We start from the raw sequence: 12,808 nt of genomic DNA, 5'->3' as shown, positions 1-12,808 counted from the left end.
TTATTGCGGGGCAATACGCAGCTCGTAGTTCACCGCTTCGGGGCCGGGGTCCACGATATCGAGTGCAATGTGGACCGGGTTGCCCGCGGGCATCAACCGGCGCCCGGACATCTCGCCCTTGAGGTAGTCCTGCGGGGTGAAGCGACGACTGGCGACGGGATTATTTTTGAGGTCGGTAAACCGTAGCTGCAGGGCCGGGAAAGGCTGGTCGAAGGGTGCGCGGTTCAGGAGTACCGCTTCCACTGCCAGCGCGCCGGCAATTTGCGGATGGCTACGCACCACCAGGTTAGAGGTGTGCATGGCGTTGATGTCCACCTGAGCCGGCAGCTTGCAACCGATCAGCGGGCAGGCCTGGGCATAGATGGCGCGCCAGGGTTCGCGCTTGCTCAGGGTGTCGAAACGGAAGTAGGCGGTTTGCGCCGCCAGCGCCAGCATCAGTAGCAGAACGCCCAGGGTCCACAGCCATCCGGGGACCCGGTTGTGTCGCTTGGGCTGCCAGTTGACTTCGATGGGCGCGGGCCCGATGGCGGAGATCAGCTGGTCGCGGGGCAGTAGCGGGGCCTCGTCTCTCTGGCGCGGGTCGATGTGGTCGTCCACAGCGGCGGTGGCGGTGAGTTCGGTCTGATCTGCCAATGGCGGGGAGGGCAGGTCGTCGCTGAACCGGGGCTCGTCGTCCGACGCCGGATGCTCGAAGTCCTCGTGCGCGTGGTGTGCGGGAGTGATACCGCTGGATTCCTCGCGCGCAATTTCTTCAGCCCAGGGGTCTTCGCTGGCGCGGCTCAGGTCATTGATTTCATCGTCGAGGCTGCTGCTGAGGTCCAGGCTCTGCTGGCTGTCTTCTTCCTGGTCGAGGTTTTGCCACTGGTGTTCGCCGAAGGCGTCGTCGATCAGGGGGCTCTGGCGTGTGGACTCGGGCTTTTCGCTGTTGCTGCTCTGCGTCGGGCCGGTTTTGGGGGTTGTCTGTTTGGGCAGCGCGTCTGCGTCGTCGCTGTCGTCACCTTCCAGCTCGATATCGTCGTGGATCAGGAAGTCATCATCTTCCAGCAGGTCGTCGATGGCTTTCCTGGTTTCAGTCGGGGCAGGGTCGTCTTCGTTGAAGACGATATTTTCATCGGCGCGGAAGACCTGCAGGCAGGAGCCACAACGTACGGCACCACGGGCGGCGCGCAGCTGTTGTTCGCTGACGTGAAACGAGGTGCTGCAGTGGGGGCAGCGGGTGACCAGTTGCGACATGGAATTCGACGATTATTGGTTTGGCGGGGAAGTTTATCAGTCGGAGGGCTTGGCGCGTAGCCCGGAGGCGGTTTCGATACTTCGTAAGCCGGGCTTCGGGCGGCGCTGCTACCGATACTCTTGCGCGGGACACGCTACGAGTACATCCCTGTAAGCTCGTACGCGGCCATCCTTGGCCGCGTACGGTCCCGCGCAAGAGTATCGGTATCAGCGCCTTAGCATCTGAACACAGTGTTTTATCGTGCTCTCGTTCCGCTCAGGCGTACCCATTCTTCCTTTTCACCGTTCTCATCAAAGTCGATCCACTGGCTGTAGGCGGCTTTCACCTTCTCTGCCTGGCTATTGAGAATGCCGGACAGGCAGATACGGCCGCCGACCCTGGTGCGCTCGACGAGTTGCGACGCCAGTTCTACCAGTGGGCCGGCGAGTATGTTGGCGAGCATGATGTCGGCGCTGGACTCCTCCGGCTTGGGGGCTTTTTCTGGCAGGTAGACCGGGAAGCGCTCGGGGTCTATGCCGTTGCGAACCGCATTGTCGCGGCTGGCGAGGAGGGCCTGGGGGTCGATGTCGGTGCCCATGGCGGACTCGGCGCCAAGCAACAGGGCGGCGATACCGAGGATGCCGGAGCCACAGCCGAAGTCGATGGTGGTTTTGCCCTGTACCTGTTCACCGGCGAGCCATTGCAGGCACAGAAAGGTGGTGGGGTGGGTGCCGGTGCCGAAGGCGAGGCCCGGGTCGAGCATGAGGTTGACCGCCTCCGGCGCGGGCGGTTCGCACCAGCTGGGGCAAATCCAGAGGTTGTCGGCGCACTGGATGGGCTTGTAGTGGCTCATCCACTCGCGCTCCCAGTCTTTGTCTTCGAGCTGCTCCCAGCGGGCGTTGGGGAGCAGTTCACAAAGAAAGGAGGCGGCTTTGGCTTCGGTGACGCTGGTGTCGACTTCAGCATCGAACAGGCCGGTGACGAGGGTTTCATCCCACAGGGGTGTTTCGCCGAGGCCCGGTTCGAGGATGGGCTGGTCGGCGTTGTCTTGTAGGGTGACGGAGACCGCGCCGGCGAACAGCAGGGCGTTTTCTATTTTCTCCGCCTGTTCGCGGTTGGTGTTCACTCTTAGTTGGAGCCAGGGCATTAGGTTCGTCCGGGTTTTGTGGTCTTTGGGGTACTCGGAAAGTTCGTGGCGTCACCCCTGCCGGTAAGACTTTGCGGGACACGAGCTAGGCGCCCCCCCGTTAACCCATCCCTGGGGGCTCGGCTGCGGCCATCCGGGCCGCAGACGGTCCCGCAAAGTCTTACCGGCAGGGGCGACTTCAATTCGAAATTCGGTACATTCTACAAGTGAAGCTGGACGCTAACAGGGTAAGGAGGGAATTGCTGAAGGGGAAGTGCCGGGGATCCATTTTCAAAAGCGTCGGCGACAGGGACGTCGCCGCCGCAGCGCCCATGGATGGGTTTACAGCGGTTTTGAAAATGGATCCCCGGTGCTTTTCCGCCCCGGAGGTTAATCGATGCGACTTACCTTGGAGGGGAAAGCAGTGGGGCTTATTCGAGCCCCAGTTTCTTCTCAAGGTAGTGAATATTCACTCCACCCTTGGCAAATTCCGCATCGCGCACCAGATCTTCCTGCAGCGGGATGTTGGTCTTGATGCCGGTGATGATCGTTTCACTCAGTGCCACACGCATCCGCGCCAGGGCGGTTTCGCGGTCTTCGGCGTAGGTGATGATCTTGGCAATCATGGAATCGTAGTTTGGGGGCACGGTGTAGCCGGAGTACAGGTGCGAGTCCACACGTACGCCGAGGCCGCCCGGGGCGTGGAAGTTTTCCACCTTGCCGGGGCAGGGGAAGAAGCTCTTCGGATCCTCGGCGTTGATGCGGCACTCGAACGCATGGCCGGTGATCTTGATGTCTTCCTGCTTGAAAGAGAGCTTTTCGCCCGCGCAGACGCGGATCTGCTCCTTGATCAGGTCGACGCCGGTGACCATCTCCGAGACCGGGTGCTCCACCTGAATACGGGTATTCATTTCGATGAAGTAGAAACGCTCGTCTTCGTACAGGAATTCGAACGTGCCCGCGCCGCGGTAGCCGATATCGATACAGGCCTGTACACAGGAATCCTGTACTTCTTTACGTACCTTGTCCGGGATGCCGGGGGCTGGGGCTTCTTCCAGCACCTTCTGGTGGCGGCGCTGCAGGGAGCAGTCGCGGTCGCCGAAGTGCACCGCATTGCCCTGACCGTCCGACATTACCTGGATTTCCACGTGACGCGGGTTCTGCAGGAACTTTTCCATATAGACCGTGCTGTCACCGAACGCGGCGCCGGCTTCAGACTTGGTCACCGAAATGGCATTGAGCAGGGCGCCTTCGCTGTGCACCACGCGCATACCGCGGCCACCACCGCCGGCAGCAGCCTTGATGATCACTGGCAGGCCAATGCGGCGCGCGATTTCCAGGCACTTCTCGCCGTCTTCCGGCAGCGGGCCATCGGAGCCCGGTACCGTGGGGACGCCAGCTCGTTTCATTGCCGCGATGGCGGAAACCTTGTCGCCCATCAGGCGAATGGTGTCGGCGTCTGGACCAATGAACGTGAAGCCGCTTTTCTGCACCTGTTCGGCAAAGTCGGCATTCTCTGCGAGGAAGCCGTAACCGGGGTGTACCGCCACCGCATCGGTGATTTCCATCGCCGCGATAATGGCCGGGATATTCAGATAGCTCTGTGGGGACGGGTTGGGGCCGATGCACACGGCCTCATCCGCCAGGCGCACGTGCTTGAGGTCGCGGTCAACCTGGGAGTGTACCGCCACGGTACCGATACCCATCTCTTTACACGCGCGCAATACACGCAGGGCGATTTCGCCGCGGTTGGCGATCAGTATTTTTTCAAACATGCGTCGTCACCCTACTCAGGAAATGATCACCAGGGGCTGGTCGAACTCTACCGGCTGACCGTCTTCCACCAGAATGGCTTCGATGGTGCCGGCCTTGTCGGCTTCAATCTGGTTCATCATTTTCATGGCTTCAACGATACAGATGACATCGCCCGCTTTGACTTGCTGGCCCACTTTCACGAAGGGGGCGGCGCCGGGGCTGGAAGCGGCATAAAAGGTGCCGACCATCGGTGATTTCACCGGGTGGCCGGTGAGTGCCGGTACGGACTCTGCTTCGCTTTCTGCGGCGGGGGCCGGCGCAGGAGCTGCCGCGACCGGGGCGGCGGGTGCAGCGGGCGCCATCATCGGCATCGCCATTTGCGGCATCTGCATGGAGGCGCCGCTGGTGCCGCGGCTGATGCGCACGGACTCTTCCCCTTCCTTAATCTCCAGCTCGCCGATATCGGACTCCTCGAGCAGTTCAATCAGTTTCTTGATCTTGCGAATATCCATAACAGTGTCACTCTCAATTTGTGAATACAAAGACGCCGGCACGCAGCCGGCGAATGAAAAAAGTCTGTTTAAAGCCGCTTCAGGGCCGCTTCCAATGCCAGGGTGTAGCTATCTGCTCCGAACCCGCAGACCACGCCCACTGCCAGATCGGACAGGTAGGAGTGGTGTCGGAACGCCTCGCGGGCATGGGGGTTGGAGAGGTGGACTTCAATAAAGGGAATGGCCACCCCCGCCAGGGCATCGCGCAGCGCCACACTGGTGTGGGTAAAGGCAGCGGGGTTGATGACGATAAAGTCCACCTTGTCGGCATACGCCTGGTGAATCCGCTCTACCAGCGCCGCCTCGCTGTTACTTTGCAGGCAATCGAAGGCGCAACCGGCCGCGTCGCACTGGGCGCGGGCGGACTCGTTGATCTGGGCGAGGGTGGTGGAGCCGTATATCTGTGGCTCTCGGGTGCCCAGCAGGTTCAGATTGGGGCCATGCAGCAAAAGCAGTTTCGCCATCTTGTGCCTCGCTCTATGCCTCACGCTTGCGATTGGAAGTACACACGAAACTGTGACTAAAATCTGGAAAAAGTCAGAGAACGTGCGGGTAAACAGCGTTAATCAGCAGGTTTGCCGAATATGGGCCGGAGTTTGCCGCAAAAGTGACCCTCTGTCCATGCCCCAAAACTGGAAATAGAGACGTTGTGCGCAGATCGCCGAATTTAACGACCTATTGGCGGCAAAGTTTTAGCGGAGGTGGCCTATTCACCCATTTGAATGGCCACAAAGACAGGGGCGGCCGGCTGGCCGCATCCGTGGGAGATTCAGGGTGTGTTTTGTTCGGAGCTGGCGACCGCTTCGTCGCCAGCGGCGCCGCGCATGGCGGTGAGCAAACCGTCGCGGGTGAGGATCTGCGGCAGGATCAGCGGCTCACCGCCGCCTGCGGGAAACAGCAAATACAGCGGCACGCTGGAGCGCCCGTAGCGGGCCAGTAATTCGGTGATCTGCGGGTCCTGGTTGGTCCAGTCGCCTTTCAGGGCGGTAAAACCCAGGTCACCCACTGCCGCGGTCACCGCGTCGCTGGAAAGCACCACCTTCTCATTGGCCAGGCAGGTAATGCACCAGGCCGCGGTCATATTGATCAGCACCGGACGGCCCTCGCTGCGGGCGTCCGCCAGCGCTTCGGGGGAGTACACCTGCCAGTAATCACTTTTGCCCGACTGCGCCTGCTGCCCTGTCGCGCTCTGCAGGCTGGCCAGATTGGGCAATGCCCAGACGGCGCCGGCCACCGCGACCACGGCAACGGCATGGCGCAGCCATTTTTGCTGGCCGTCGCGGTGCGCACCTGGCCACAGCCACAGGGCAAAGGCGATGGCTACCGCACCGGCGAGCACCAGCGTGACACCGTCACTGCCGGTCTGGCGGCCGAGCACCCAGAGTAGCCATACCGCGGTGAGGTACATGGGAAAGGCGAGGAGCTGCTTGAGCGTCTCCATCCAGGGTCCGGGGCGCGGCAGACGTCGGGCGAGGCCCGGCATGTAGGTGAGCAGCAGGAAGGGCGCCGCCATGCCGGCGCCAAGGGCCGCGAATACCGCCAGTGCCATGGGGGCCGGCTGGGTAACGGCGAAGCCGAGCGCGGAGCCCATCATCGGTGCGGTACAGGGGCTGGCCACCACCGTAGCGAGTGCACCGGTGCTGAAGGAGCCGCCGAGGCCGCTATTCTGGGCGCCGTGTGCACCCAGTCCCATCAGGCGCCCGCCAAATTCGGTCACACCGGAGAGACTCAGCCCCATGGCGAAGAACAGGTACACGAGGGCAGCGATCACCACCGGGGATTGCAGCTGAAAGCCCCAGCCCACCGCCTCGCCGGCCGTGCGCAGCACCAGCATGATCGCGGCAATCAGGACAAAGGTGCCGATAACACCGGCGGTATACGCCCAGCCGTGCAGGTGCTGGCGCTCGCCGGCATGGGTGATGGCCAGAGCCTTGATCGACAGCACCGGAAATACGCAGGGCATCAGGTTGAGCAGCAGGCCGCCGCCAAACGCCAGTGCCATGGCGAGGAGCAGGCCGCCAAGCGCACCACTGGTGGCGGCTGCGCCGGACAAGTTGCCCGGGTTCTGGCTGGCTGCGCCACCGGCGCCCCCGGTCGGCCCGGGCCCGTCGACGATTGGGGAAACGGTTTTTGCCACCGGGTCCAGTGCGAAATTACGAATCTGCGGGGGGTAGCAGAGGCCGGCATCCGCGCAGCCCTGGTAGTGCACCTGAACCTGGATGGCGTCGTCTCCGCTTAGTGCCAGCGGAACTTCCAGCTGCCAGCGGTAGACTTCTGTTTCTTTCTCAAAGTAGTCGTCCCAGATCACCTCACCCTTTTCCAGCTTGAGAGGTAGTGCGGTCTTGCGCTCTCCCTCCACGGTGTACAGCGCGAGCTTGTCGCGGTACAGGTAGTACTCGGGGGCAATCTGGAATAGGGCGCTGGCCCCGTTGTCGGTAAGCAGGATGTCCAGCTGGTAGGCCTGGTCCACCGGCAGGAAGTCATCCTGCCCGCTACTCAGGGCAGCGAACGGTGACGAGGACTGCGCGGCGCTGAAGCTGTCCCGGGCAAATGTGGGCGGTGTGAACAGCGCCAGGAGGATCAGGGCCACACTGAGCACCGCGAGGATGGAAAAGTGTGATGCTGCTTTGGATGGCAAGCCGAAGGTCTTCGCAGTCATGGGCAATAAAATTCTTTATAGTCGGTCTGTATTGGACTGGTGTTGCCGGCTCTCGTTCCATGACTGCCGTGGCATCCGGTGCGTGCAACCTGGCGCGTGATGGCTGGTCGCCAGTCATTGCGCGCGGTTGGCGAGATCCAGTATACCGGGGTGGCCGAGTATAGCGGTGCTTGTGGTACAAAAAAACAGCAGCCCATTGCGGCGCAGTGGTACATTGGAGGCGTTTATCAAAAGAGTGAATGGTGTCTCAAGCCGTAACCGGGGCTGGGGAGATGTGCGCGCTGTACAGCGGCGATTGGTACAGGCGGCGTTGCTGCTGGCTGTGCTGGTGGCGGTGGGATGTGCAACACCGCCACCGGAACCGCAGGCGCCAGTGCTGCCGGTAGAGCCGCCGCAGCCCACCGGGCCGAGTCCGGAAGAAATCCGCCATCGCGCCGTGCAGCATTTTCTGGCCCGCGCGGAGGTGGCTCAGCGGGAGGGATTTATCACCATGCCCGCCGGCGCCAGTGCCTACGACTTTTACCTGCAGGTGCAACAGCTGGATCCGGGAAACATACAGGCCGCAGCCGGTATCCAGACCCTGGTGATGCAGCTGGTTGAGCAGGCGCGTGACGCCCTGCGCCAGCGCTCCTTTGGCCGGGTGAACAGCCTGCTGAACACGGCCGACGAGATTGCCCCGGGCAATCCGCTGTCCAAAGAGGTGCGCAGCCAGTTGCGACGCGAGCAGCAACGGGCGCGACAGGATGTGACGCCGGGAGGTCCGGGCGCCCAGACGGTGGCGCTACCCGAGCGGGATCTGACTGCGCGCTCCGATGCCATGGTGCAGATGCTGGGTTCCATCGCCCGGCGTATTCGCGAGCACGGGCTGCGGGTGGTGATTGTTGCCCGCACCGATGCTGAGGGGCGCTGGGTTTACAGCCAGTTGCGCCAGGCTGTGCCCGGATACCGCGTGCGCGGGGATATAAAGCTCGGCAATCCACCGCGATTACTGTTACAAAAGAATCCCTGATTACCGGCCAAATGCCGAAGTCGGGCGTAGAAAGAATAACAAGCCCTGAAACATAAACGGGTACAGGAGGAAAGCGCGATGATCAAACCGCTATTGCGAGTCCGTTACTGTGTGCTGAGCGTACTTTTTGTCGCCCTTGCCGGCGGCGTTGTCGCGGCGGAAAACACAAGATTGCATGCGCAGGTGACCGCTGAAGCGCCGAGCGACAAGTTGGCAGCAGAAGTGGAGGCCGCGGGCTATGCCCTGGAAATGCCGCCCGGTGCACCCATGGGGGCAGCCTACGTTGCCCTGCGCAATCTGTCTGCTAACGAGCGGGTGCTGGCCAGGGTGGAGTTGCCCGCTCACCCGGCGGGGAAAATTGAAATGCATACCACGCAGGAGGTAGACGGCGTTAGTCGTATGCGTCCGTTGAAAAAAATTGCGCTGCCCGGTCACGGCACCATTGAAATGCGCCCGGGTGCGACCCATCTGATGGTACATGGGGTGACATTGAAAGCCGGGGAGTTGCTGCCGCTGCGGCTGGTGTTTGCCGATGGGACCACCCGCGATATGCAGCTGCCGGTCTACGGTCGCGAGCAACAAAAGGAGCGCGCGGAGCCGGATACGGGGCACCACCACGGGCATCACCATCACGGTTGAGTGCTCGTCACCCGATCAACAGAAAGCAGTTGTTAACACTGGAGAATTTGAATGAAAAGTTTTGCCACACTATTGGTAACTGGATTTGCCTTTATGCTGGCGGCCTGTGCGCACAGCCCGGTGCAGGTGGCGGTCAAGCCGCAGGTAACGGTGGCGCCGGACAACCTTGGCGCCGGCTATACCGTGCACGCCCGCGGGGTCAACCAGCTGCCCGGTGGTGGTCTCGGGTCGCTGGGTGGCATCTACGCGGACTCCTCTAACGTGACCCTAGCGAACGACATCGAAACGTCCATGGTCGGCGCCCTGTACCAGGGGCTGGAAGCCTGGTCTTTTCGTCGCGTGGAAACCGGTGGCGACGTACAGGTTGTCGCGAACTTGATCGACCTCAAGTACGACAGTCCCAATAAGCTGTACACCACGAAAGTGAATTCCGGTGCGTCGATTCAATTGCAGGTGACGGTGAAAGGGGCCACCTTTTTTGGCAACTACAGCACCAGTGGCAATGATCGCAATCTCATCAAGCCGAGTCCTGAAGAGGTGGAGAGCACCATTAACCGGTTGCTGAGCGCCACACTCCAGCGCGCATTCGAAGACGAAAAACTGAAGGCATTTTTGCGTCAGCACCTGTAAATGGTGTCATAGTTCCAGTTTCCGGCGGCATGTGAAGCGCATCACAATTGCCGCCGGGAACGATAAGTAGGTTTCCGCGCCGGTGAAGATGCCGGTATTATTTTCTCTCATCGAGAGTGAGTGCCCTGCGCACTTTTTTACTCGGTAGCTGCAACACTGGGCTGCCTCGGTAAAGCCGGACCAAGTTGCTGGCTGAATTGGAATTGCATTGACTGAGTTCACACCCAAAAACGCCGCCTATCACGGTCAGCTGGATGAGTCCGGTTCTGACCTGTTGCCTGGTGGGCATTTGAGCCGGGAGGCGGCGGAGTTGGCGCTGGGTGAGGTGGCGGATGGCGTGATCGTGACCGATCGTCACGGCGTTGTGCGCTATAGCAATCCTCTGGTGAGTGAACTCTGCGGCAATCTGGTGGGGCTGTTGCCTGGGCAGTTACTCAGCGACAGCCTGCCGCTGTTTACGGACGAGGGGCAACCGCTGGATCTCAAGCTGGCCAGCGGCGACAGCGGAGAAGACATTCCCCGCCGGCGCGAGTTGCATGCCAATATCCGCAGAGAGGAAGGCGATCTGATCGCGGTCAGCGTGCAGATCAATAGTCTCACCAGTGGTGCGGCGCTGGACGGCTATGTGCTGGTGCTGCGACACACTTCCGATGCCCGCCGTATCTCCACCCGCCTCAGCTGGCAGAGCAGTCATGATGCGCTCACCCATCTCCCCAACCGCCAGACGTTTGAGCACGCGCTGCAGCAGCTGCTGAAGGCCGACAATGGTGCCCGCCAGCACCATATCCTGCTGTACCTCGATGTGTACCAGTTCAAGGTGGTCAACGACACCTTGGGCTACAACGCGGGCGACGCACTATTGATTGCACTGGCGAAGATTCTGACTCGCTGCCTCGGCAATGGCGACCTGCTGGGTCGTGTGGGCAGTGATGAATTTGCGCTGTTGTTGAAAGATTGCACGCTGGAAGAGGCGCGGCGCATTGTTACCCGCTTGCGCGAAGCCGTGAATGATTATGTGTTCCAGTGGGAAGACAGCGAAACCCGCCCGGCACTCTCCATTGGCGCGGTCAGTGTTGATCGCCATGCTCCACCTGCGAGCCAGCTACTGGCTTCGGCCAATGACGCGTGCAGTGCGGCGCGGGACCAGGGGCGCAACCGGGTCAAATTTTTTGGGGATTCGCGCAAGGCGCTTGAGAAGCGTCGCGAGAGTACCTGGCTGGCAGAAATTCACGCCGCCATTCGCGAAGATCGCCTGTTGCTTTATCGGCAGCCAGTGGTGGCGCTGCAGGGTAACAACCACGTGCATCACTACGAGGTACTGGTGCGTATGCAGGGCCGGGACGGGGACGTGATTTCTCCGGGGTTGTTTCTGCCGGCGGCAGAGCGCTACGGGATGATCGATGAGGTGGACCGTTGGGTGATCCGGAATATTTTGCGATACATGGCGCTGGAGCAGGTCCATGGCTCCGCCGGTTTCCACTATGCCATCAATATTTCCGGCATCAGTCTCGGCGACGAGCTGTTTGCGGATTTTGTACTGCGCGAACTGACCGAGGCGGGCGTGGCGCCGTCGCGGGTACAGTTTGAGATTACCGAGACCAGCGCGATCGCCAACCTGGATCGGGCGCTGCTATTTATCCACAAATTGCGCGCCGCGGGGTGTAGTTTCGCACTGGATGATTTCGGCCGCGGCGCCTCGTCTCTGGCGTACCTGCGTCAGTTGCCGGTGGATTACCTGAAGATTGATGGTTCGTTCGTGCGCAATATGCTGGAGGACGAGATCGACAGTGCCATGGTGAGCACCATCGACCATCTGGCGAAGCGCATGGGTATCGCCACCATTGCAGAATTTGCCGAGACGCCGGAGCTGCTGGAGAAACTGCGCCTGATGGGGGTGGACTACGCCCAGGGCTTTGGTATTGCCGCGGCGGCCTGCCTGCCGGAAATCAGCGGGCCTCGCCCGACGTCGGTTAATTAACCTCGCCGCGTATGCGGCGGCCGTGGCCCTCTGGTAACGGGCTCAAGTGTCAGGTTTGAGCCCGGTGCCCCGTGAAGCCGGCACCTTAACTTCTCTCGCAGCGACACACCCCGATAGAGTTCCTGGCGGGGTTCCCTGGTTACGCGTCGGCGACCTGCCCCAGTAACGCTCTGTGCTGCTCCGCACGCAATCTCGGTCCATACTGACTCACCACCTGCGCGGCTGCGCGACAGGCCAGCTCTCCCGCGTCGGCGAAGGCCATGCCGCGATTGATGCCGTACAGGAAGGCGCCCGCGAACATGTCGCCGGCGCCATTGGTGTCGATGGCTTTTACTTGCGGGGCGGCAGCGCGGTGTTCCTGTTCGCCATCCCACAGCAGTGCGCCGTCGGCACCGAGGGTGATGGCAAAGGCGCGGCAGTATTTACGCAGGTCCTGGGCGGCGTCTTCCAGGGTCTCGGTTTTGCAAAACTGCAGCGCCTCTTCACGGTTACAGAACAGCAGGTCAACGCCATTGTCGCCAATCATTTCTTTGAGGCCATCGTGGAACAGTTGCACCATCATGGGGTCGGATAAGCTCAGGGCGGTTTTAACGCCGCTGGCTTCGGCGTGCTGGCGCAGCTCGATGGCGGCGGCGCGGCCGGTGGGCGAGGAGACCAGGTAGCCCTCGATGTAGGTCCAGCGGGATTTACTGAGGGCTTCGCGGTCGAGCTCATTGACCGACAGCTCGGCGCTGATACCGAGGAAGGTGTTCATGCTGCGCTCGGCGTCCGGGGTAATCAGCACCAGGCATTTGCCGGTGGTGCCGGGCTCGGCGTTGTGCAGGGCCTTTGGAAAGTCGACACCGGCGGCGGTCAGGTTGTCGCGGTAGAAATCGCCGTTGTCGTCGTCCGCGACCTTGCAGGAGTAGAAGGTGTCGAGGCCGAAATAGCTGGCGGCGATGATGGTGTTGGCGCCGGAACCGCCGCAGGCATGGCTGGCGGTTACCAGATGGTTTTGCAGGTCGTCCACCAGTTGTTGCTGGCGTGTGTCGTCCACCAGTGTCATGACCCCTTTGTCGACACCCAGGGTTTGCAGGTCGCTGTCGGTGACTTCAATTTCGGTGTCGAGAAGCGCGGCGCCAATGCCGTAGAGATCGTACTGGTGCATAGAAATTTCCGTTACTGGTAGGTGGCAGGTGGGTACCCGAATCCAATTGCCCTTGCCGCGGGCGTTTGGCGCATTATGGCGGCCGATGGGTCAAGTGCAAG

At 61.4% G+C, this 12,808-nt stretch carries 11 protein-coding genes; 4 read left to right on the top strand and 7 right to left on the bottom strand.

Annotated elements, in window-relative coordinates:
- The 6 genes from AU182_RS00140 to AU182_RS00115 form a co-directional block, all read right to left on the bottom strand.
- Window positions 1-1,233, bottom strand: a complete 1,233-nt coding sequence (locus AU182_RS00140) for a DUF3426 domain-containing protein (protein WP_066959194.1) — start codon at window positions 1,231-1,233, stop codon at window positions 1-3.
- Window positions 1,234-1,469: 236 nt separating this feature from the next.
- The gene (prmA, locus tag AU182_RS00135) at window positions 1,470-2,360 is read right to left on the bottom strand and encodes a 50S ribosomal protein L11 methyltransferase (RefSeq protein WP_066959193.1); all 891 of its coding nucleotides are present in this window, start codon (window positions 2,358-2,360) and stop codon (window positions 1,470-1,472) included.
- A 410-nt stretch (window positions 2,361-2,770) separates the two neighbouring features.
- A complete protein-coding gene (gene accC / locus AU182_RS00130) occupies window positions 2,771-4,114 on the bottom strand; it encodes an acetyl-CoA carboxylase biotin carboxylase subunit (RefSeq protein ID WP_066959191.1) in 1,344 nt (447 codons plus the stop codon).
- Between the two features lie 15 nt (window positions 4,115-4,129).
- Window positions 4,130-4,606 (bottom strand): acetyl-CoA carboxylase biotin carboxyl carrier protein, encoded by a 477-nt coding sequence (gene accB, locus AU182_RS00125; RefSeq protein WP_066959189.1) that lies wholly within the window; start codon window positions 4,604-4,606, stop codon window positions 4,130-4,132.
- Window positions 4,607-4,674: 68 nt separating this feature from the next.
- Window positions 4,675-5,109 (bottom strand): type II 3-dehydroquinate dehydratase, encoded by a 435-nt coding sequence (gene aroQ / locus AU182_RS00120; RefSeq protein ID WP_066959187.1) that lies wholly within the window; start codon window positions 5,107-5,109, stop codon window positions 4,675-4,677.
- A gap of 305 nt (window positions 5,110-5,414) precedes the next feature.
- Entirely contained in the window at window positions 5,415-7,304 is a 1,890-nt protein-coding gene (locus AU182_RS00115) for a protein-disulfide reductase DsbD (RefSeq protein ID WP_066959185.1), read from the bottom strand.
- A 274-nt stretch (window positions 7,305-7,578) separates the two neighbouring features.
- Here AU182_RS00115 and AU182_RS00110 point away from each other — a divergent pair, with 274 nt between their 5' ends.
- From AU182_RS00110 to AU182_RS00095, 4 genes are all read left to right on the top strand, one after another.
- Window positions 7,579-8,313: an N-acetylglucosaminyltransferase gene (locus AU182_RS00110; protein WP_193754264.1), complete on the top strand. Its 735-nt coding sequence runs from the start codon at window positions 7,579-7,581 to the stop codon at window positions 8,311-8,313.
- A 78-nt stretch (window positions 8,314-8,391) separates the two neighbouring features.
- Window positions 8,392-8,952: a copper chaperone PCu(A)C gene (locus AU182_RS00105; RefSeq protein ID WP_066959184.1), complete on the top strand. Its 561-nt coding sequence runs from the start codon at window positions 8,392-8,394 to the stop codon at window positions 8,950-8,952.
- A 51-nt stretch (window positions 8,953-9,003) separates the two neighbouring features.
- Window positions 9,004-9,582, top strand: coding sequence for a YajG family lipoprotein (locus tag AU182_RS00100; RefSeq protein WP_066959182.1), 579 nt, complete (start codon window positions 9,004-9,006; stop codon window positions 9,580-9,582).
- A 208-nt stretch (window positions 9,583-9,790) separates the two neighbouring features.
- Entirely contained in the window at window positions 9,791-11,560 is a 1,770-nt protein-coding gene (locus tag AU182_RS00095; protein WP_066959179.1) for an EAL domain-containing protein, read from the top strand.
- A gap of 139 nt (window positions 11,561-11,699) precedes the next feature.
- Here AU182_RS00095 and AU182_RS00090 read toward each other — a convergent pair whose 3' ends face one another.
- Entirely contained in the window at window positions 11,700-12,707 is a 1,008-nt protein-coding gene (locus AU182_RS00090; protein ID WP_066959177.1) for an adenosine kinase, read from the bottom strand.
- Between the last annotated feature and the right edge of the window lie 101 nt (window positions 12,708-12,808).

Origin of the sequence: Microbulbifer sp. Q7 (assembly GCF_001639145.1) — a bacterium.
In the GTDB taxonomy this organism is placed as follows: Bacteria; Pseudomonadota; Gammaproteobacteria; order Pseudomonadales; family Cellvibrionaceae; genus Microbulbifer.
The sequence above is the reverse complement of the archived record's forward strand: the minus strand, read 5'-3'. Positions and strand labels throughout refer to the sequence as shown.